Raw genomic sequence first — 20,297 nt, 5'->3', positions numbered from 1 at the left:
CTAAAAGGACCATCTTATCATTTTTAAAAAGTGATAAGACGGTCCTTTTGTTATTCCTTAAACTGCCAATGTTTATTTATAAAATCATCCCTGCCGGATTGCGCACGGTCCTGCTCGTATTCATCCGGACTTTTTCTGTAAAAGTCCTGGTGAAAATCCTCTGCTTCATAAAAGCTGCCTGCAGGGACGATTGGCGTGACAAGGGGCTTTTTATACCTGCCGCTTTGAGCTAATGCTTCTTTAGATTTTTCTGCTTTGATGCGCTGTTCTTCGGTGTGGTAAAAGATGCTCGCCCGGTAGGACTGTCCCCGGTCCTGAAACTGTCCTTCATCATCAGTAGGATCGACCTGTTGCCAATATATTTCAAGTAATTTATCATAAGAAAATAAGTGCGGATTAAAGGTGATTTCTACTGCCTCCTGGTGGCCTGTCATCCCTTTTTTCACCTGTTCGTATGTAGGATTTTCCACATGGCCGCCAGTGTAACCGGAAACTACTTTATGAATTCCTTCATACTGGTCAAAGGGCTTCACCATACACCAGAAACAGCCGCCGGCGAAGGTTGCTTTTTGGGGTGTGCTCATTTCAAATTCCTCCCTGTCTTCAATTAGCTGTTATCAGCGTATTTTACCATTTTTACCTGCACCGGACTATTTATTTGCTTTTAAATAAAAGTTGCAAAATAGTTAAAAGGATTGTAAAGTGTAACGAATCATAGTACTTTTACGTCTAATAAATGATCTACAATAAAACCTACGTGCAATTTCAGGAGGAACTATGGAAACAAGACAGAATCGCAGAAGAAAAAAATTAAGAAAAGGTCGAGTGTTTTTTGTTCTGACCATCTTATTTACCATTGGTATAGTAGCATTCTCAACCACCCAATACTGGCTGGGTACACAAATGTCCAAAGAGGCTAAAGGATTGGATATGAGTTTTGAAGAAGAATTTCAAGGAGTCAAATCCAGTGATAGCAAAGTAAATGTTTTGTTAATAGGGGTCGACAGCAGAGGAGAAGAACAGTCACGTTCTGACACTATGATGATTGCCCAGTGGGACGGCAAAAATGATGAAATTAAGCTTGTTTCTCTAATGAGGGATATCTATGTTGATATTCCAGGCTACCAAAGCTATAAACTAAACACAGCCTTTTATTTAAACGGGCCTGAACTGCTTCGTCAAACCATTAAGGAAAATTTTGATATCGATGTTGAACACTATATGTTGATTGACTTTGGCGCTTTTGAGGGCATGGTGGATGCTCTGGCTCCGAACGGAGTAGAGATTGATGTTGAAAAGGCAATGTCTGAAAAAATTGGTGTCAGTCTTGAGCCGGGACGTCAAAAACTGAATGGCAAGGAACTGCTGGGGTATGCAAGGTTCCGAGCGGATGAGGAAGGAGATTTTGGCCGCGTCAATCGTCAGCAGAAGGTGATTGAAGCTGTCAAAGATCATGCTGTCAGCTTAAGAGGGGTAATGAATACACCTAAGTTATTAGGAGTAGCACAGCCGTATATTCAAACCAATATGACCAATACGAAACAAATAGAAATTATGAGCCGTATACTTTTAAGCGGTGGCGCAGATGTTAACCGCCTCACCATACCCGTAGAAAATGGGTATTGGGATGCATCTTACCCCGGGGTAGGTTCAGTTCTGGAACTCGATTGGGAAGCAAATAATGCCGCGTTAAAAGAATTTCTTGATGAAAAATAACAAAACGCCTTAAGGGAATACAATCCCTTAAGGCGTTTTGCTTTCTCTACAGTTTTTTACGACCTGTTATCAGGTTGTAAATAACCAAAATAATTGCAATTACAATCAAAACATGAATAATGCCGCCTGCAACATCAAGTAGGAATCCAGCAAGCCAAACAATAATTAAAATAACAATAATCCACCAAAGCAATCTCATCTTCTACACCTCCCAACGACCATTTAAAATGTGTCTAATCATACTCTACCCTAACAATATCCGAGTTAATCCTGCCAAAAAAAATTTTTTTATTGAATAAGTCATTAATAAATGAAATTATTGTACAATAAAGTACCTTTAAGAAGGAAGGGTGAACACATGTCATATACATTTGTCAGAACGACAAACTCAGAAAAACCTCTAATCATTATCAAAACGGTTGCGAGCTGGCTTAAGGGGCGGGGAAGCAGTCAATGGGATACGTATCTGCTAGGGGAAGAAGATCGAATAATCGCATATGCTGCAGAGAGAGGTGAAACGTTTCTTATATTCCATGCAGACATTCCGATAGCAACATTTAATGTATCCAGGCAGCCGAATAAATGGGACCTGTCATTATGGGGAGAAAACAATGATCAAACTTTTTATTTACACCGGGTAGCAGTTATTCCATCCTATATGGGTCATAGTATTGGCAATAAAATAATGGAATATGTAGAGGAATTGGCAATGGAAGAAAATGTCCCTGCTATTCGGCTGGATTGTTCTATGGATAACAAAAAATTAAATACTTTTTATGAAATGAATGGGTATAGTAAGATTAAAAGCATAAACGGAATGACCCTTTATCAAAAACAACTGGGGGCGATTACATGTTAGAAAAATTCTTTTCATCCATTGGTTTTGAAGGAGCAGAGGTAAAGACGTATATTCAATCCACTGCTTATACACCCGGAGATACGATCATCGGTACAATTTGCGTAACAGGAGGACAATCTGATCAGGAAATCAAGGGTATTGAACTGACTTTGTTTGTAACGCATGATGGTCAAGTAAGGGAAGATAGTGATTTTTCTTATTACGATGAACAAATTACTCAAGTAATCCTCAAAGACGTGAAAAGTATTAAAGCTGGAGATAAAAAGGAAATTCCCTTTGAACTCAAACTGACCGCTAATCACCCGCTGACCACTGAAAAGGACGAGACCTTTATTCAGACAAAGGTGCTTGTTTTAAATGGAGTAGACCCTAAAGATAAAGATATCATCCACATAAAATAATTCGTTTATCATCAACTTTTCTGGCAATAAGATCATATGTTCGATATAATGGAACGGAACCATGATTTTAGTAAGAATAGGATGATGAACAATTATGAAAGGGACTTCTCATTCATTAGTAGGAGCAGGTGCCGGACTGAGTGTAGCAATGCTCCAGGATACTGCACCGGCAGCTACTGGATTATTGATTGTGCTCGGCTGCGTTTCAGCACTTGTTCCGGACCTGGATACAAATGGCAGGCTTTCCAACAGAATATCGCTTCACAGAAAATGGCTGTGGTTCGCGCTGGCTTCTGTTGGTGTACTGCTTGGTACATACAGCTTAATCATGTTAGAACATATTATGCGTCTGATTGGCATTGCTGTAGCCTTAGTAATGATTATAGTACCGCGATATTTAATTAATCAGCGATTTATGATTTTTTTGTCGGGTCTTGCACTCATCGGAATAGGATGGTACTGGGACCAGCTATGGTTACTTTTATTTGGACTTTATACAATAACCGCTACTTTTCTATCGCACCGAGGGCCGACGCATTCTTTTGTCGGCTTGTTTCTTTACGGAGTAATCGCTTATTACTTGGAGCAAAGCATTCAGATTAACGGGGTTGTATTTGCATGTGCAGCGGGTTATTTGAGCCATTTGATCCTTGATATGAAATGTCTTCCGTTTAACAAAAAAGGGGTAAGATGGTTCCAGCCACTTTTTAATCGGGAATTTTAACACACAACTCCCTATCAACCGACCCGTAAAAGTCAGAAGCCAATCTGACTTTTACGGGTTTTTTTATGCAGTCTGCACTTGAAGATAGAGTTAATGGATAAAGTGAGGTAAAATGGAAAGTAAAAACACATAAGTAATAATTTATAAGTAAAAATTTGCACAGTAGATGACAAAAAGCTTCATTTTTTTACAATTTAACCGATAATAGAAGTAAATGATAGAAGGATGTGGGCAGCGTGGATCGTTATTCCCGATTGGCAGATATCACAAAAATGATTCATACAAAACTAGATAAACGCACGGTGCTGGAGCAGGTAGTCAAAGCGATTTCGGAGGAAATTGTCCGTTGTGATTCGGTGGGAATCTATCTGCCCATTGAAAACAACTGCTTTCAAGGGTATGTAGGAAAGCCGGTTAACTTCAATGGTATCACCCTCGATAAAATGATTATTGACACCAAATATGATCATTTGGCTCAAGAGATTTTGGATACCAAAAAAGCGATTTATATTCCAGACACCTCCAAAGACTCCAGACCCGATCCGCGTCCTATTAATTTGTTTAAAATTAAATCGCTTTTTGGGATGCCGATTTATTACGAAGACTCAATGTACGGTTTAGTGTTTCTATTTGATTATGAGTCCCCGCTGCATTTGAGTGATGAAGAGGTAGAAGCGCTTGAATCTTATGTTTCCATGGCAGCGGTGGCGATAAGAAATACAGAACTTCTGGAAAATTCTCAAAAGCTGGTTCAGGATAAACAGCTTTTGCTTGATGCCACAAAGTCTCTCGCCAGCTGCAAAACGATTCATGAAGTGCTGGAAACCAGTTTTAAATACATTGGACAAGCATTAAATAATAAAAATGTAGCTGCTCATTTAAGAGACTTTAAATCTAAAACCCCTCTCCCGCAAAAACTCAGCCATGAAAGTCATTGGAATGAAGAAGAATGGAAAAAAACACATTCTGAAGTCAACCTCGATTTTACATCTGATCCTGTGTTTACCGAAGTCGTCAGAACTAAGAAGCCTGTTCTAATTCCTGATGTGACAAAAGATTCAAGACTACATAAGCAAGCGGTTGCAAGGTTTGGTTTTACATCAATGTATGTTATTCCAATGGTGTCGCGTGGGGAAGTACTGGGGACACTTGGGGTTGTTGAATTTTCGGGTCCTAAAACCTATGCTGAATCGCAGCAGCGGCTTGCAGAATCAATTTCAGATGCCACTGCAAGTGTGCTGGACAACCTTCTTCATTTGGATCAGCTTGAAGAAATAATTGAATCACGTACATTTGAGCTGCAGGAAAAAAATGAAATCCTGGAGCAAATGAATGAAGATCTTCGATTATTGGGGAAAAAAAATGAATCGATATTAAACTCAGCGGGTGAAGGCATATATGGGCTGAACAGGCATGGCTTCATCACCTTCTGCAATCCCATAGCTGCAGCGCTTTTGGGCTGTGAAGTGGAGGACATGGTAGGCAAGCATCAGGACGAGGTGATCTATCACTTCAATGAAAAACAGCAGATCTACGATTCTATGGTATCTCCTATCTATCAATCATTGAAACTTGGAGAAAAAGTACACTCTATGCAGGAAAAATTTTCAGGTATAAATGGTGAAATTATTGATGTGGAGTACGTGGCGGTGCCGATAGAAAGTAATGGTTCCCACAGTGGAGTGGTCGTCACATTTCGTGATGTGACAGAAAGAAAGCAGATGGAGAAGAAAATTCATCATCAGGCTTATTATGATCTGCTGACTCACTTGCCAAATAGAAGTTATCTAACTCAAAAAATGAAATCAGCCATAAAATACAGTGCAGAAAAAGCAGCCAGAGCGGGAGTTCTCTTTTTAGACCTGGACCGGTTTAAGCTGATTAATGATTCATTGGGTCATAAAATTGGAGATCTAATATTGTATGAGGCAGCAGAACGATTTCGTCAGTTTGTATCCGAACGAGTAACGGTTGCTAGAATAGGCGGGGACGAATTTATTATTCTTGTTGAAGATGTCAAAGAACCCTCAGAACTCGGACAGATCGCTGCTAATTTTATTAATGTGCTGGAAGAGCCATTTCGCATTCAGGGTCATGAACTGTTTACCAATGCAAGTGTTGGAATCAGTATTTTTCCAGATGATGCGTGCAATGAAGATGAACTCGTTCAAAATGCAGACACCGCTATGTACGTGGCAAAGGAACAGGGTGGAACGTATCATTACTTCACAAGCCTGATGAGGGAAAAAAATATCGAACGATCAAATATATTAAATGCTTTGTATGCAGCAATTGAGCGCAATGAAATCGAAGTTCACTATCAGCCTAAAATAGACTTTCGACATAATGAAATTGTTGGTGTTGAAGCCTTAATGAGATGGCATCATCCCGAATGGGGAAGCATCAGCCCGGAGAAATTTATACCTATAGCTGAAGAAACAGGCATGATTTTAAAGCTGGGTGAATGGATATTAGAGAAAGCGGCTTTTCAGCAGAAAGAATGGTCTAATATGGGCTACGATTTAAATATAGCCGTTAATTTTTCAATGAGGCAAATCCAGCATCCGCGTCTGGTTGAGACAATTAAACAGATCATTTCTAAAACAAATATGAATCCAGCCTCCCTTGAAATTGAACTGACCGAGCATACATTACTTCAATCGCAGCATGTGGCCAAGCTAAAAGAATTAAAAAAGCTTGGTTTGAGATTATCGCTTGACGACTTTGGGACTGGCTACAGCTCACTGCGCTATTTAAAGGACTTTCCAATTGATGCATTGAAGATAGACAGATCCTTTGTGGAAAATATGACTCATCAGCCTCATGTTGCTGCACTTAACTCCACCATCATTTATCTTGCAAAACAGTTGAATTACGATGTTATTGCAGAAGGCGTTGAAACTAAAGAACAAATAGATCTTTTAATGGACGGGGGCTGTTACTTAATGCAGGGATATTATTTCAGCAGGGCAGTGCCGGCAAAAGAACTTTTAGAGCTATTGAAAAATGGCTTATTCATACAGGAGAAGGTGACAGAGTGAAAAACGCAGCACATATTGTAGATTATTTATTAAAAGGCCAGATAGACTATCTGTTTGGAATTCCCGCAGGATCTGTTAATGCAATTTTTGATGAATTATATGATCGTCCCAGTCTTACACCGGTAATCGCAAAGCATGAAGGAGCGGCTGCATTTATGGCCTCAGCCTATGCAAAATACTCAGGCAAGCTTGGAGTAGTAATTGGATGCAGCGGACCTGGCGCTATGAATCTCGTGTCAGGTGCAGCAAACGCATCAAGGGAACAAATACCCTTGCTAATATTAACCGGTTCTGTGCCATTATCGACTCTGGGCTGGAACGCCTCCCAAGAGCTGAATGCCACACCTGTTTTTTCTACGGTTACAAAATACAGTAAAACCGTAACTCACGGCAAAGACCTGGTAAGTGAACTTGAAAAAGCGGTGAATATAGCTTTTGACGGTGTGCCTGGTCCTGTCCATCTGGCACTCCCAATCGATGTTCAGCTTCAGCCCTCTTCTCCAGTAGAACTGCCGGAATTTCCAATATACTCACCATGTATTCCATCTAAAAAAGACGTTGAGGCAGCAGCTGATGAAATAAAAGATAAAAATGGTGTACTGTTTATTGGAAACGGTGCCAGAGGAGCAGCCCGGGAAGCTGTACAGTTAGCAGAATTATTAGACTGGCCATTTGTCACCACCCCGCAGGCAAAAGGCCTTATTCCTACTGACCATCCGCTTCATAAAGGGATTTATGGATTTGCCGGCCATTCAGAAGCAGTAAAGCTCATACATGAAGGCAGCCATGACATTATATTAATCATCGGTTCAAGCCTTGGGGAAACAGCTACGAGTAATTACCAGGATCAATTAACTGCAGGCAGAAAAGTGATTCAAATTGACCGCGATTCAACGGTGTTCACCAGAAAATACGACATCCATCTTCCTGTGTTGGGCGATTGTAAATTAACGATAGCAGAACTGCTTTTAAAGCTTCCGCAGCGGGAGGATTGCCAAAAGCATATGATTACTCCCAAATTGGAGCGGACATGCAATGAACCATCCTATGATACAAAAACGGTGCTTCCTTTATTGCAATCCATTCTCCCTGAAAATACAAAATATACTGCTGATATTGGTGAATTTATGTCTTACATTCTACATTATATGGAGGTGAAGCAGTGGAACACATTTGATATAAATGTGCACTATGGATCTATGGGGACAGGCATTGGGTCAAGCATCGGGCTGGCACTCGCGAAACCGGAGGAGGAAGTCGCCTGTATAACTGGAGATGGATGTTTTTTCATGCACGGCATGGAGATACTGACTGCGAAGGAATACAATCTGCCAATTACATTCATCGTTATAAATAATTCCCGTCTTGGAATGGTGCATCACGGACATGCTCTGCAATATAAAAGAGTGCACCCCCGATTTTCACAATCAAAAACTTCTATTGCAGCCTTAGTGGACTCTTTTAATATACCGGCTGTCCGGATTACATCTTTAAAAGACCTCGAGAATGAGGACATTGAGGGATTATTGTCACATAAAGGACCGAGGGTCATTGAATTTGATTTGGTAGATAATAATGTGCCTCCGATGGGCGATCGAGTAAAATTTTTGTCATCCTTTTCGAAATAAATAAACTACTTCGTAGCAACTCAGAATTGTATCTAAATTCCTAAATCATCATACCTAAAAAAGCAAATTGTGATAAAATAGTATAAAACCATTCTATATAAGAGTGAGTGTGATGATTTATGGGATTTATCACCAAAGATTTGTTAATTAACTTTTTATTTGTACTGCTTCCATTATTTTTGGTACAAATGTTTTATTTATTAAAATATACACAGGAAACGGATAAATTAAAAAACTGGATGCTGATTTTTTTTCCTGTAATGTCCATTATTTTATGTATGGCGTTCCCGGCCAACATAGCAGAAGGGCTGATTGTAGACTTCAGAAGAATCCCCTTTGTGCTTGGTGTTTTATATGGCGGGTGGCCAGCCGCTTTGCTGCTGTTAAGTACTATTTTGGGTATTCGCTTTATGATTGGCGGCTCAGGTTTTTTTATTGCATTAGTGATGTATCCTTTACTGACTGTCATTTTATTGTTGATAGCAAATAAATACAAAGAGCTGAGTATCTTCCAGCGAATAGGAATAAATGTTCTACTGCTGCCCTTATCAGAATCATTATTGCTTTATATAGCTGATCTGTATTTTTCTTTAGCTATTCCGCTGAACGTTCAGCTTACTTTCTTTGTATTAAATGTAACCGGTATGCTGATAGTTATCATTTTATGGGAAACCGTCTCCAAAAACTTTGAATTGCTTGAACGGGTGGCAAAAACTAAGAAACTCGAAGTGGTGAGTCACCTGGCAGCCAGCATGTCGCATGAAGTCCGTAATCCGTTAACCGTTACAAAAGGTTTTATGCAGCTGCTTCATGCACAGGATTTAACGCACGATACCCGAAAAAAATATTTGGATCTCGGTCTGCAGGAACTCGATCGGGCAGTGGATATTATAAATGACTACCTGATGTTTGCAAAGCCTGCTGCTGAAAAAAAAGACCACGTGAATGTTTATGAAGAACTTGAGCAGTCAATCAAGGTCTTGGAACCATATTGTAAACCACTGAATGTTCATTTGAAATTAAAGGGTGAAGAAGAGCCGTCATTAACCGTTTTAGGAGAACACTCGAAGCTGGAACAATGCTTCATCAATTTGATTAAAAATGGAGCAGAAGCGATGTCAGATGGTGGTATCGTCCTTGTAACGATTTCATATTCAAAAGATGCTGTTTTGGTCACGATTGAAGATAATGGTGAAGGAATGACAACGGAACAAATATCAAAACTTGGTGAACCTTATTACACAACGAAAAACAAAGGCACGGGATTGGGCATGATGGTAAGCTACAGTATTATTCAAAACATGCAGGGGAAAATAAAAGTTAGAAGCAAAAAAGGATCAGGTACATGCTTTATCATTAAGCTGCCGCTTTCAAGTGCAAATATATAAGAACATAAAAAAGACATTGGAAACCAAAGTCCCAATGTCTTTTTTATGTTCTTTGAATTGAGATATCACTAATTAAGATGGTATGATAATAAAGTTAAATGAAAATAAGCGTGTTCGTTTAGCGAAAAGACAAAAGGGTAAAACAAATTATACACAAGCAAGTAGAAGGAGTTATTGCCATGAAACTTTCCCAGGAAAAACGAATACAATTGCATGAATTTAATAATTTAACTAAATCCCTGAGTTTTAATATGTATGATATATGTTATACAAAGTCCAAAGAAGAGCGCGAGGCTTATATCGAATACATTGATGAGCAATATAATGCAGACCGTCTGACTAAAATTCTGACACACGTGGCGGATATTATCGGTGCTCACGTATTAAACGTAGCTAAGCAGGATTATGTCCCACAGGGAGCAAGCGTGACTATTCTGGTTTCAGAAGGTCCCATTGTTGAGGTGCCTACTGAACAATTTGAGGAGTCACCTGGGCCGCTGCCGTCAATTGCCACCCTGCAACTGGATAAAAGCCATATAACGGTTCACACTTATCCGGAATATCATCCTCATGAAGGGATAAGTACTTTCAGGGCAGATATCGATGTGTCGACTTGCGGAGAAATTTCACCTTTGAAAGCATTAAATTATCTGATTCATTCTTTTGATACAGACATTATGACGATGGATTATCGTGTAAGAGGTTTTACACGGGATGTGGATGGTCATAAGCTGTTTATTGATCATGATATTAATTCAATTCAAAATTTTATTCCTGAAGAAATTAAAGAAGACTATGACATGATCGACGTCAATGTGTACCCAGAAAATATTTTTCATACAAAATGTAAACTTAAGGATTTTGATTTAAATAATTACTTATTTGGCTATAAGAAAGACAAGCTTGATGAGGAAGAAACAAAAGAAATTACAAGCAAGCTTAAAATGGAAATGGACGAAATCTTTTATGGGAAAAATATGCCACGTATCCCCAGATAAACAAAGCGCTCTGATCTATTGATCAGGGCGCTTACTTTTTTACATGTCATGTCCGCTATTTTTATTCTGTCTGGAATGATTTTTATTTTTCACTTTATGAGAGCCGCTTAATGGTTTCGGCTGTGAAGATTTTTGATCATTTTTGTTCGTGTTTTTTTCATTCATCATCATTCACCTCCATCAATAGCTTTCGCAAAAAACAGCATATTAATCGAAGCATCCATCTTTTTTTGCTGGATAAAATCTTCTTGAAACATCCAAGTGATTTTCTTTAACTGTTCAATAAATTTTATAACCCCATTAGTGCATACTACATCTGTGCAAAATTATAACCGATAAGGGGGTACGATTATGGCAACCAGGCAATCAATAGATGACTGTCTTTTGCATTGTGAAGAAGCAATCGATTTTGCAGAGAGTCAATACAAAGAAGCATCTCTGCAGGAACATAATAACGCCGAAGAATTCGCATCTGCACAGCAGGAGCTTGAAAAGGCTTTTTTGGAGTTGGAAAAGATATTAAATTATGCAACCGAAGAACAGGAAGACTTGTTGCAGCGTAAAAGAATTCAAATTCAAACGATGCAAAATAAAATGACTTTGCTTAAGCATTAAAAAAACCCCGCTTTTTTATGCGGATTCATACAAAGTGAAACTTCCAACATTTTCATCCGTACCTATAGAAAGGAGGGATGAAAATGTGGAATCATTTGAATGAACAACAGCTGGCGATACAGTCAGAAATAAACGCCAGAGACAAATTAATACGCAAAAAAAACATTTTAGAGAAGCAACTGAATGCTGAAGAAATAAAAAAAGAAACCTGCTATAAAAAATTCTCCAAAGAACAGCAGGAAGTACATGATCTCGATCACTTTTCTTTTATAAACACTTTTCGCAAATTGTCGGGCAGTATGGAAGAGGTAAAAGAAAAAGAAATAGCAGAGGCAGCAGAGGCTGAAATTAAGTGGAATGAAGCAGTAAAAATGACAGAAGATTTGAAGCATGAACTGGCGGACATCAACCAAAAAATTTCTAATCCTAAATGGGTAGGCCTGGACAGTGAATGGAAGCTGCTCATGGAAAAGAAAGAAAATTGGCTTAGAACTAATTCACAGAAAGATCGAAAGCAACTGGATTCACTGTATGACATAAGAAACAACCTGGAATTACTTGAGACCGAAATTTCTGAAGCGCATGAAGCAGGATTAAAGTCAGTTCAGGCTCTAAATAAAGCAGCCGGTTATTTAAACTCGGCTAAGTCCATGTCAACATGGGATACTTTTTTAGGCGGCGGGTTAATCGCTACAGCGATGAAACATAGCTCTTTAAATGAATCAGAGGACGCGATACATAAAGCCCAGCTTGAATTACATCGATTTGAAGCTGAATTGCAGGATGTGAACGAGTCGGTGACTGAAGGGTTAAAAGTGGATAGAGGATCATTCTTAACATTTGCTGACTACTTTTTTGACGATATTTTTACAGAATGGACCATGCATTCAAGGATAAATTCTTCCATTAATAATGTGAACAAAATGATTGACCAGGTAGAAACCATATGCCGGGATCTAAAAAGCCAGCAAACTCAAGTAAATCAGCAGATTAATGAAATAAAACAAGAACTTACTGAGATAATTCAAGGCTAGCATGAAAAAAATAGTAAAAACGCAAGCATCTCATCAAAGGGATGCTTTTTTATTTTCTCTTTACGAAACAGATTTCATCAGGCTTTTTGTTTTTGAACGATGACTTACTGCTTCAAGAATAAACAGCTTGTCCTGACTACTTAACATTCTCCAGCTCTTCACTTTAATTTTCATAAATAAACCCTCCTGTATTATTTAATATACTGAACTATACCTTGATTCCTGGTAAATGAAACAACAAAAGTTTCTACAATTAGTTGCGGCGTACTCTTACATATGTCATTTTTCGATGGCCTATACAAAATTATATGTTTAATAGATGATAATTATGTTATAAATTAGTTGAAGTTTTTGGGGAATTAAACATTTATACTAAAATTGCCTTATTTTGCGGTACCTTGTCCTAAAATACTGGCTGATGTGACGCTTTATTAGCAATAGCCCAATATTAATTATTTCATATAGACGTGTGTATTATCATTACCCTATGCTCAATGTTAACGGAAATGAACTAAATTAATATTTTCCAGGTATTCTGTCCGGATATATCTCCCGGATACATTTTCAGATTTGTATCAAAGGCATGATTCTCTCATTATTATAAAAAGATAAATATTTATCTTGAATCCTATATCCAGTTTCTATACGATGATTGTATAGAAGAAATTGCCAGGAGAAAGGGAATGGGGATGATGAAAAAAACAAGCTTAATAGCAGCTGGTGCTTTTCTCCTTTTGGTTGGCACGATCATAGGTACTTATTTGTGGTTTAGTCAGGATCAGGCCGGAAGTGAGATTAATGAGGCAGAGGTATCAGGAGAAGAAATGTCTAAAGAAGATGCGGAACAATTGCTTGAAGAATCCAGACCATTTTCTGCAGGAACAATAACAGATGAAGACCTTGAACAGTATGAAAAAGAAGGGTTAAATCCATTCAAACAAAAGGTCAGCAAAAATGAGTTAAAGGATTATCATTATCAGGAATACATTCATGGTATGTCTCATCAAAAAGTAAAAGCAAAGAAAAAATGGGGTTTTTACGAAATTCACCCTGCCAGAATTCAATGGCTGCTGGACGGATTGGATGAATCTGCTCAAATAAAGGATAAAAGCATATACCGGAACATCCTTGAGAAATGGGCTGCCGGAGATTTTTCCCGGGTGGATGATGATCATAACAAGATATGGAAAATGCAAGATGGCACTGTCGGAGAAGCGACAGGAATACTAAGTGAAAAAGAAGAAAAAAAATACGTGGATAAAATGGCACCTTAATTGAGATCCGCGGAAAAGCAAACGTACATTGAATGCGAACCTTTGATCTGTTTGAACACAGTCAGCTCAAAGGTTTGCTTTTATTTTACTATGGGTCTTAGCAGATTTAAAAGGAGAGTAGACACATGAAATGGATTTATTTGCTTCTCGCAGTCGTTGGCGGCATCGCTGTTGGGATTCAGGCTGTTGTAAATGGCGGGCTGGGGAAAAGAATTGGCATAATTGAGGCATCCTTCATGTCTTTTTTAATAGGAACCGCTGCATTGTTTTTTGTGGTTCTCTTTTTTGGGAAAGGGAATTTTCTTGCGATTTCTGAAGTGCCCAAAGGCCAGTTAATCGGCGGGTTATTGGGTGCTTTTTACGTGTTAATCATGGTAATGACTGTACCTAAGATTGGTGTAACGGCTGCATTTTTCTCCATAATTGCAGGACAAATTTTTATCTCTGTTATTATCGATCATTTTGGTTTATTTGGCGGTCAAACCTTCCCCCTGGATGCTAAAAAAGCTGCAGCGCTTCTGTTAATGATAGGATCTATCTACTTATTTAATCACAAGTAATGAATGTAAAAGGAGGGGAGTTAATTGTTTATTGAACAACCATTTGATCAGTTTTTGCGTTTTGAATATGAACGGCACTCAGATACCCATGTGACAGTATCCATGCCGGTCGAACCTTTATATTTAAATAGTTTAGGTATCATTCATGGAGGGATTATTTCCTCACTGGCAGATGTTGCGATGTGCAATACAATTGAATCAGATGAAGATAATAAACAAAAAGCAGTAACAGTAGATTTAAATATTTCTTTTTTAAAGGGAGCAAGAGGGAGCAGGCTAATTGCTGAGGCTGAAATCATCAGCTCAGGGAAAACACTGACTCATGCCCAATGTTTAATTTATGACGAAAATACGCAGCTGGTAGCGAAAGCAAAAGCGGTTTTATTTAATAAGCAGTAACAATAAAGCTCCATCAGAAAGGACCATCTACCACCATGATTACTGTAAGTTTCATTATCGCGTTATTACTTTACGGCTTATTGTCCTTTTATGCAGGCTACAACGGCTGGATTTGGCTGAAAAGTTCATTCCTGCCGCTTCATAAACTGCTTTACATAATATTTATCAGCATTATGGCAGCATCATTTTTTATCGGGCGTTTATTTTCATTCCTGCCGCTTGAACTGGTCGGTAATGTGTGGTTTGTGATAATCGGTTACAGCATCATTCTGCTGCCTGTCTCAAATATAATCGTATTCCTATTGAAAAAGAAAAAAAGAAAAAACGGCATTTTTTGGACTGGAATCGGTGTGTTAAGCCTTTATTTTGTTATTTTTGTGTATGGATCATTTAATGCATGGAGTCCAAAAATTAATACATATACGATAACCATAGATAAAAAATCCAACTTTGATCATTTGAAGATTTTAATGGCTTCTGATCTTCATTTAGGACCCATTGTCGGAAAAAATCATCTGCAGCGTCTGGTTGATCTATCAGAGGAGGTTAAACCGGATATTGTTCTGCTTCCCGGTGATATCATCGATGATGATGTAGATCCTTATATAAAAAAGAATATGGGCGAAGTTTTTAACACCATGCAAGCACCGTTGGGTATTCATGCAGTACCTGGTAATCATGAATATTACGGCAATGATTTAGACGAAATAATCCTTGAATTAGAACAAGACGGCATCAACTTTTTGATGGATGAGGCCTTGCTGATTGAAGATGATTTTTATATTGCAGGCAGGAAAGATCTTACAGACTCAAATCGTAAAACGATAAATGAAATTACCGGCAGTCTGGATCATACTAAGCCGGTCATCATGCTGGATCATCAGCCTTTTGAATTAAATGCAGCCGCTGAAAATAAAGTGGATGTTTTGTTGTCCGGCCATACCCACAAAGGCCAATTGGCACCTGCAAACCTTGTCACCAGTATGATTTATGAAAATGATTGGGGATATCTAAAAAAACAAAATATGCATTCCTTTGTGTCATCAGGATTTGGCACATGGGGACCGCCATTTCGAATCGGAAGCAGATCAGAAGTTATGGTGATAAATATTAAATTTATTGGCGATTGAGCTGTAACTTGGAGAGTTTCGAAAAATAGAGAATTAGAAATGGTAATAGGGTAAAAGGGGTCATAAGTATATGGCTCTTTTTCATTTTTTCTTTTTAGTTTACATAATATATATTATAGGACGCTAGATTATTTAAGCTGATTCTGTATCATAACCTAAGTAAACTATTAATATTGAGACGAAAAAAAAAAACAGTAAAATTACTGCATTAATAATCTTACTGTTTTTTATTGATTCAGCTTCTTTGATCATGGATTTTGGCTATTTGGTATCGTCTTATGGCAATAAACGCATTGACGATGCAAATGATCCCAAGTAATCCGGCCATTGCGTATTCACCGCGAAAAATGTTTTGAACGGTCCAGAAACCTGTTAGTGCCGCAAAAATAACATTGATAGCAATCATTGCCGGTTGAAATCTCATACATAGCCTCCTCTATTTTATGTACAATCCCGTAAACCCTTTTTGTTCCAATTGATTTAAAAATTGATCTTCCAGTTCAAGTAACAAATGAATGGCTTCTTCTTTGTTGATTTTGTTTTGCTTAAGACGTTGCTCCACTTCATTACGGGCTAAGGTTGCTGCGATTTGGTCAGGAAGGATTTCCTCTTCATATTTTCTCATGCTGACCTCAAATTCCTGCTCCATTAACGGAGTTGGGAAAAACTGGCCAAGTGATTCATCGTATTCAACATAATCCTCAAAACCAAAATCCTTAGCTAAGGACATCACATATTGTTCAGTGCTTATATATTGATCGTCATTCTCTTCATTGTCTTCTTTCATTGAATGAAGCACTAAATCACCTAAATAAAAGGCCTTAAGCATTTTTTTATACTGGTCTTTTGTCATTTCCACTTTCACAAAAGCACACTCCTTTGCTGATAATAAGTTTAGCTTACATGTAAATTGCTTTAGATTCAATTTTACAATTAAAAAAAGGATGAGTTTTTCTCATCCTTCGGAGTTTATACTAAATAGGTATTTCCATTTTCCTGCTTAATTTTCTTCTCTTTATAAAGCTTGCCTAATGCACGCTTAAATGCCCCTTTACTTATTCCAAATGTTTCAGTAATGGCTTCTGGGTCGCTTTTATCCCCGAATGGCATTTCACCGTTATGGCTGTTTAAATAGTCCAGAATGATGCCGGCATCATCGACCATTTTATCCTGTTTTCTTGGAATAAGGGATCCGTTTAACGTGCCATCTTCTTTTTCGCCAATGATCCGTACGGTTACTTCTTCACCAAGCCGGGGCTCTTCGTAGCGCTCGCTTTCATGAACAAAGCAAAGATAGCCTTCTTCCGTTAACAAAAATGTGCCTACACGAAGCAGGCGATAAGGACGCGCTTTTAATTCCTTATTATGAAGATTAGGCTCTGCTCTTGTGGAAAGAACCTGCACAACCTCTTCTGTAGCAAGTCTGGCAAACATATTGCCTTCCCGATCCGTTCTAAGCGTCACATACAAGTAATCTCCCGCTTGTGGCCATACATGCTTCGCTGCAGGCAGGTCCATTGAAACGACAGTAACTTCCCGTGAGATGCCAATATCAAGGGCAGCTCCATCCCGCTCATTTATTTTTATCACTTTTGCCCAGCCATAGGTTCCTTTGCGTATCTCCGGTATGTTCATCGAAGCAACAACACGGCCTCTGCGGTCTGCGTATAAAAAGAATTCATATGTTTCGCCGACTGTTAATTCCCCTGTAATTTCTGATTCATTTAGTGGGTATTCTTCCGAGCCTCTGATTAAGTAGTAGCCAAATGGCGCTTCACGGTCTACGGTTAAACGCTGGACGGTTCCTGTAATGGATTCTTCTTTTTCGTACATTTCATGTTCCTCCTGTTTTATCCTCAATGCTCTTAAATTTATCATGAAGATGGCTAAATGTATATGATCATACGAAAATGCAGAGTAAATCCTTAAAATCTTTTGGTTCTTTTCATTATTTTAATGGAAAAAGTCACGTTTTTTGATTCACCTGGTTTAAGGACGGTTTTCAGTTTCAATAACCGTGCTGATTGATAAAAGACTTCTTCAGACGCCTGGACTAATTCCCATGTATTTTGATGTATGGGATATTCAATAATTAGTTCTGCTTCCTGTTCTTTTCGATTCGTTAAGCGGAAAACATGATCCTCTATTATATCCTCACCAACGGCATAACTTTTTATTAATTCATGTTCACTGTCAATGTCTACTGCCCGGCCTAATTCCAATTGAACCTCTTTTGCTTTTGGTGTATATGGAAGAAGATCCTCTCCGGCAAACAGTTGTTGATTCTGGTGCTCATAATAAAATGTAATTTTCCCTTTAGCAAGAGGTACAGCACTGGAATGTGTCCATTCTATTGTCGTAATCGGATGATCAACTGAAGGAGATGTCACATAAAATATCCGGTACGATTGGACGGATTGAATAAAAGGAAATACATTAGATTCCCGCGGCTTTAGCGTAACAGCGTATGGAATGGTATAAAGGTGGAGATCCCCCTGCCCTTCTTCACTAATTTCCTGTCCACTTTCCATCATTCCCATTAGTTTAGGTTCTCCAGGATACGCAGCCGGTTTTATTTCACGCATTCGATTTGTTTCACCGGCCATAGTCTGAATTGAGACGCCAGGAAACTGAGAACCGGTATCATTTTCTACAACAATTGTTCCTTCCAATGTCATGGCAGTGCCGTTTAAAACTGCAATATAGCGGGCATGCCAGCTAATATCATTGAGAATATAAGTTAAATCATATGTCTGTGGCGCTTGTTTGGGGTCGATGTCAAACTGATAATGAGGATTTGAATGTACTGAAAGTGGTAAAGATAAAACCGATATTTCTCCCTCGGGATTAAGCAATAGCTCCTTTGTGGCCGGGTTCTGGATAATGAGATCAGGTGTATAGGAGATAAGCTGATACTGTTTTTTTTCACTGTCATGAGGACCAAATAAAATGATTTCACCTTCAAGCGTTTTTAAAATAGCTTCTTCACTTATTTGAGAGGAGAGTTGAATGGTCCATTTTTTTACTTTCAGTCCTTTTAAAATTACACTTTGCTCGTCAATTTTAGCCGGCAAATTACTTATTTGAAGCCGGTCAGTAAGCGGATGGGGAACGCTTCTTTTTTCCCTGACAACAGCGAAATTATTTTCATAAATAACCAAATGCATGGAAGATTCACTATTTGCTTTAGGCAGTACCATCTCTCTTTCACTCCTTCTGCCAAAATTATTGATATTTTTCTATTGTCTCACTTTTTGTTACAATGTTGAAGATCAATGACACAATGAACGATACATAGAAATGAGGGATTTCTGGATGGAGTTTTCACATGCAAAAAGAATGGCAGGATTTAAGACACTTATTTTTAGTGAGCTTGCCGCCTACAAACAGCAAAAAATGAGTGAAGGCGCCGACATGATTGACTTGAGCATTGGCAGTCCGGATCTTGCACCTCCAGCATTTATTAGAGAAACAATTTCTGCTCTGGCAAAGCAAGAAAACCAATATGGATATACCCTGACAGGGATTAAAGAATTTAATGAAGCAGTCGCATTTTATTATAAAGAGCAGCATGATACTGACTTGCATTCTGCCTCGCAAATTATGCTGTCAATGGGGTCGCAGGATGCGTTGGTTCATCTGCCTATGGTCTTTGCTGATCCAGGGGATTACATACTCGTACCCGATCCTGGTTATACAGCGTATGAAACCGGCATTTCCATGGCTGAAGCAACACCTTATTACATGCCGCTATCTTTTGAAAATGGTTTTTTGCCTGATTTGTCTGCTATCCCTGAACAAGTAGCCGATAAGACGTCAATTATGATTTTAAACTTTCCAGGTAACCCTGTTCCTGTCCAGGCAACAGAAGCCTTCTATAAAGAAGCCATTACTTTTGCCAAAAAACATCATATCTTAATCGTTCATGACTTTGCCTATGGCGAATTATACTATGATGGAAAAAAACCGATCAGCTTTTTATCTGTTCCGGGAGCTCTGGAAGTTGGGGTTGAGACGAATTCGTTATCCAAAAGCTTTAATATGGCAGGCTGCAGAGTGGGTTATTTGGCTGGAAATGAACAAGTGATTCAATCAGTGAATCAGATGAAATCAAATCTTGACTACGGGGTATTTATGCCAATTCAGCTAGCAGCAGCAAAAGCGCTGACTGAAGGAGGCTGGTTTGGAGATGAAGCAAGAACCGTTTATCAGCGCCGCAGAGACCAGTTTCTGACTCATACAAAAACGTTTGGCTGGGATATCCCATCACCTGAGGGCGGAATGTTTGTTTGGGCGCCCGTTGCAAAAGGCATGACGTCGATGGAATTCAGCCAGTTGTTAATGGATGAAGCCCATGTCGTGGTAACCCCGGGGAATGCATTTGGTCCAAGCGGCGAGGGTTATGTGCGAATAGCGCTGGTGCAGGATGAAGAACAGCTTGTTAGGGCTGCACAGCGTATAGAAAAGCTTTCAATTTTTAAACGGCATGCACTTTTATAACAAAGTAAAAGGGAAAACGACATATGCGTT

22 protein-coding genes are annotated in these 20,297 nt (G+C 38.8%); 15 read left to right on the top strand and 7 right to left on the bottom strand.

From position 1 onward, the window contains the following. Window positions 1–50 precede the first annotated feature (50 nt). Window positions 51–584 carry a peptide-methionine (S)-S-oxide reductase MsrA gene (gene msrA / locus E2R51_RS04035; protein WP_133375738.1) on the bottom strand — a complete coding sequence of 178 codons (534 nt, stop codon included), beginning with the start codon at window positions 582–584 and terminating at the stop codon, window positions 51–53. Between the two features lie 193 nt (window positions 585–777). On the opposite strand from msrA, the gene E2R51_RS04030 reads away from it, so the two are divergent. Then, a complete protein-coding gene (locus E2R51_RS04030) occupies window positions 778–1,716 on the top strand; it encodes an LCP family protein (protein ID WP_133375737.1) in 939 nt (312 codons plus the stop codon). 46 nt (window positions 1,717–1,762) lie between these two features. On the opposite strand, the gene E2R51_RS04025 is transcribed toward E2R51_RS04030, so the two are convergent. Continuing rightward, window positions 1,763–1,915, bottom strand: a complete 153-nt coding sequence (locus tag E2R51_RS04025) for a lmo0937 family membrane protein (RefSeq protein ID WP_133375736.1) — start codon at window positions 1,913–1,915, stop codon at window positions 1,763–1,765. Between the two features lie 159 nt (window positions 1,916–2,074). Here E2R51_RS04025 and E2R51_RS04020 point away from each other — a divergent pair, with 159 nt between their 5' ends. From E2R51_RS04020 to speD, 7 genes are all read left to right on the top strand, one after another. Further along, complete coding sequence (locus E2R51_RS04020; protein WP_165967132.1) at window positions 2,075–2,575, top strand: GNAT family N-acetyltransferase; 501 nt, start codon at window positions 2,075–2,077, stop codon at window positions 2,573–2,575. After that, the gene (locus tag E2R51_RS04015; RefSeq protein ID WP_133375734.1) at window positions 2,569–2,976 is read left to right on the top strand and encodes a sporulation protein; all 408 of its coding nucleotides are present in this window, start codon (window positions 2,569–2,571) and stop codon (window positions 2,974–2,976) included. The genes E2R51_RS04020 and E2R51_RS04015 overlap by 7 nt, the downstream gene beginning before the upstream one ends. A 94-nt stretch (window positions 2,977–3,070) precedes the next feature. Then, the gene (locus tag E2R51_RS04010) at window positions 3,071–3,700 is read left to right on the top strand and encodes a metal-dependent hydrolase (protein ID WP_133375733.1); all 630 of its coding nucleotides are present in this window, start codon (window positions 3,071–3,073) and stop codon (window positions 3,698–3,700) included. Window positions 3,701–3,936: 236 nt separating this feature from the next. Further along, window positions 3,937–6,741 (top strand): EAL domain-containing protein, encoded by a 2,805-nt coding sequence (locus tag E2R51_RS04005; RefSeq protein ID WP_133375732.1) that lies wholly within the window; start codon window positions 3,937–3,939, stop codon window positions 6,739–6,741. Further along, the gene (locus tag E2R51_RS04000) at window positions 6,738–8,369 is read left to right on the top strand and encodes a thiamine pyrophosphate-binding protein (RefSeq protein ID WP_133375731.1); all 1,632 of its coding nucleotides are present in this window, start codon (window positions 6,738–6,740) and stop codon (window positions 8,367–8,369) included. Before E2R51_RS04005 ends, E2R51_RS04000 begins: the two co-directional genes overlap by 4 nt. A 119-nt stretch (window positions 8,370–8,488) precedes the next feature. Further along, window positions 8,489–9,757, top strand: coding sequence for an ATP-binding protein (locus E2R51_RS03995; protein WP_133375730.1), 1,269 nt, complete (start codon window positions 8,489–8,491; stop codon window positions 9,755–9,757). 179 nt (window positions 9,758–9,936) lie between these two features. Next, entirely contained in the window at window positions 9,937–10,755 is an 819-nt protein-coding gene (speD, locus tag E2R51_RS03990) for an adenosylmethionine decarboxylase (protein ID WP_133375729.1), read from the top strand. 39 nt (window positions 10,756–10,794) lie between these two features. Here speD and E2R51_RS03985 read toward each other — a convergent pair whose 3' ends face one another. Beyond that, window positions 10,795–10,920, bottom strand: coding sequence for a small acid-soluble spore protein P (locus E2R51_RS03985; RefSeq protein WP_133375728.1), 126 nt, complete (start codon window positions 10,918–10,920; stop codon window positions 10,795–10,797). A gap of 186 nt (window positions 10,921–11,106) precedes the next feature. Between E2R51_RS03985 and E2R51_RS03980 the strand changes: the two genes are divergently transcribed. The 6 genes from E2R51_RS03980 to E2R51_RS03955 all read left to right on the top strand — a co-directional run bounded on the left by E2R51_RS03980 (window position 11,107) and on the right by E2R51_RS03955 (window position 15,767). Further along, window positions 11,107–11,370 (top strand): YtzC family protein, encoded by a 264-nt coding sequence (locus E2R51_RS03980; protein ID WP_133375727.1) that lies wholly within the window; start codon window positions 11,107–11,109, stop codon window positions 11,368–11,370. A gap of 83 nt (window positions 11,371–11,453) precedes the next feature. Further along, window positions 11,454–12,404, top strand: coding sequence for a hypothetical protein (locus E2R51_RS03975; RefSeq protein WP_133375726.1), 951 nt, complete (start codon window positions 11,454–11,456; stop codon window positions 12,402–12,404). 683 nt (window positions 12,405–13,087) lie between these two features. Then, window positions 13,088–13,678, top strand: coding sequence for a DUF6241 domain-containing protein (locus E2R51_RS03970; RefSeq protein ID WP_133375725.1), 591 nt, complete (start codon window positions 13,088–13,090; stop codon window positions 13,676–13,678). Between the two features lie 125 nt (window positions 13,679–13,803). Further along, window positions 13,804–14,238, top strand: coding sequence for a DMT family transporter (locus E2R51_RS03965; protein WP_133375724.1), 435 nt, complete (start codon window positions 13,804–13,806; stop codon window positions 14,236–14,238). Window positions 14,239–14,262: 24 nt separating this feature from the next. Next, on the top strand, window positions 14,263–14,637 hold the full coding sequence (locus E2R51_RS03960; protein ID WP_133375723.1) for a PaaI family thioesterase: 375 nt from the start codon (window positions 14,263–14,265) through the stop codon (window positions 14,635–14,637). Between the two features lie 35 nt (window positions 14,638–14,672). Continuing rightward, window positions 14,673–15,767: a metallophosphoesterase gene (locus E2R51_RS03955; protein WP_133375722.1), complete on the top strand. Its 1,095-nt coding sequence runs from the start codon at window positions 14,673–14,675 to the stop codon at window positions 15,765–15,767. Window positions 15,768–16,002: 235 nt separating this feature from the next. Here E2R51_RS03955 and E2R51_RS03950 read toward each other — a convergent pair whose 3' ends face one another. The 4 genes from E2R51_RS03950 to E2R51_RS03935 form a co-directional block, all read right to left on the bottom strand. Continuing rightward, window positions 16,003–16,191 carry a hypothetical protein gene (locus E2R51_RS03950; protein WP_133375721.1) on the bottom strand — a complete coding sequence of 63 codons (189 nt, stop codon included), beginning with the start codon at window positions 16,189–16,191 and terminating at the stop codon, window positions 16,003–16,005. 12 nt (window positions 16,192–16,203) lie between these two features. Continuing rightward, entirely contained in the window at window positions 16,204–16,632 is a 429-nt protein-coding gene (locus tag E2R51_RS03945) for a hypothetical protein (RefSeq protein WP_133375720.1), read from the bottom strand. 104 nt (window positions 16,633–16,736) lie between these two features. After that, entirely contained in the window at window positions 16,737–17,600 is an 864-nt protein-coding gene (locus tag E2R51_RS03940; RefSeq protein WP_133375719.1) for a CvfB family protein, read from the bottom strand. Between the two features lie 92 nt (window positions 17,601–17,692). Further along, window positions 17,693–18,967: a DUF4139 domain-containing protein gene (locus E2R51_RS03935; protein ID WP_133375718.1), complete on the bottom strand. Its 1,275-nt coding sequence runs from the start codon at window positions 18,965–18,967 to the stop codon at window positions 17,693–17,695. A gap of 115 nt (window positions 18,968–19,082) precedes the next feature. Here E2R51_RS03935 and E2R51_RS03930 point away from each other — a divergent pair, with 115 nt between their 5' ends. After that, window positions 19,083–20,267, top strand: coding sequence for an LL-diaminopimelate aminotransferase (locus E2R51_RS03930; protein WP_133375717.1), 1,185 nt, complete (start codon window positions 19,083–19,085; stop codon window positions 20,265–20,267). The last annotated feature ends 30 nt before the right edge of the window (window positions 20,268–20,297 follow it).

Origin of the sequence: Jeotgalibacillus sp. S-D1 (genome assembly GCF_004358665.1) — a bacterium.
Lineage (GTDB): Bacteria > Bacillota > Bacilli > Bacillales > Jeotgalibacillaceae > Jeotgalibacillus.
Note: the sequence above shows the minus strand (reverse complement) of the source record. Positions and strands in the feature narration are given on the sequence as shown.

Coding starts and splice junctions, on each gene's coding strand:
- msrA (WP_133375738.1), bottom strand. CDS start 584: ATGAGCACACCCCAAAAAGCAACCTTCGCCGGCGGCTGTTTCTGGTGT.
- E2R51_RS04030 (WP_133375737.1), top strand. CDS start 778: ATGGAAACAAGACAGAATCGCAGAAGAAAAAAATTAAGAAAAGGTCGA.
- E2R51_RS04025 (WP_133375736.1), bottom strand. CDS start 1,915: ATGAGATTGCTTTGGTGGATTATTGTTATTTTAATTATTGTTTGGCTT.
- E2R51_RS04020 (WP_165967132.1), top strand. CDS start 2,075: ATGTCATATACATTTGTCAGAACGACAAACTCAGAAAAACCTCTAATC.
- E2R51_RS04015 (WP_133375734.1), top strand. CDS start 2,569: ATGTTAGAAAAATTCTTTTCATCCATTGGTTTTGAAGGAGCAGAGGTA.
- E2R51_RS04010 (WP_133375733.1), top strand. CDS start 3,071: ATGAAAGGGACTTCTCATTCATTAGTAGGAGCAGGTGCCGGACTGAGT.
- E2R51_RS03995 (WP_133375730.1), top strand. CDS start 8,489: ATGGGATTTATCACCAAAGATTTGTTAATTAACTTTTTATTTGTACTG.
- speD (WP_133375729.1), top strand. CDS start 9,937: ATGAAACTTTCCCAGGAAAAACGAATACAATTGCATGAATTTAATAAT.
- E2R51_RS03985 (WP_133375728.1), bottom strand. CDS start 10,920: ATGAATGAAAAAAACACGAACAAAAATGATCAAAAATCTTCACAGCCG.
- E2R51_RS03980 (WP_133375727.1), top strand. CDS start 11,107: ATGGCAACCAGGCAATCAATAGATGACTGTCTTTTGCATTGTGAAGAA.
- E2R51_RS03975 (WP_133375726.1), top strand. CDS start 11,454: ATGTGGAATCATTTGAATGAACAACAGCTGGCGATACAGTCAGAAATA.
- E2R51_RS03970 (WP_133375725.1), top strand. CDS start 13,088: ATGGGGATGATGAAAAAAACAAGCTTAATAGCAGCTGGTGCTTTTCTC.
- E2R51_RS03965 (WP_133375724.1), top strand. CDS start 13,804: ATGAAATGGATTTATTTGCTTCTCGCAGTCGTTGGCGGCATCGCTGTT.
- E2R51_RS03955 (WP_133375722.1), top strand. CDS start 14,673: ATGATTACTGTAAGTTTCATTATCGCGTTATTACTTTACGGCTTATTG.
- E2R51_RS03950 (WP_133375721.1), bottom strand. CDS start 16,191: ATGAGATTTCAACCGGCAATGATTGCTATCAATGTTATTTTTGCGGCA.
- E2R51_RS03940 (WP_133375719.1), bottom strand. CDS start 17,600: ATGTACGAAAAAGAAGAATCCATTACAGGAACCGTCCAGCGTTTAACC.
- E2R51_RS03935 (WP_133375718.1), bottom strand. CDS start 18,967: ATGGTACTGCCTAAAGCAAATAGTGAATCTTCCATGCATTTGGTTATT.
- E2R51_RS03930 (WP_133375717.1), top strand. CDS start 19,083: ATGGAGTTTTCACATGCAAAAAGAATGGCAGGATTTAAGACACTTATT.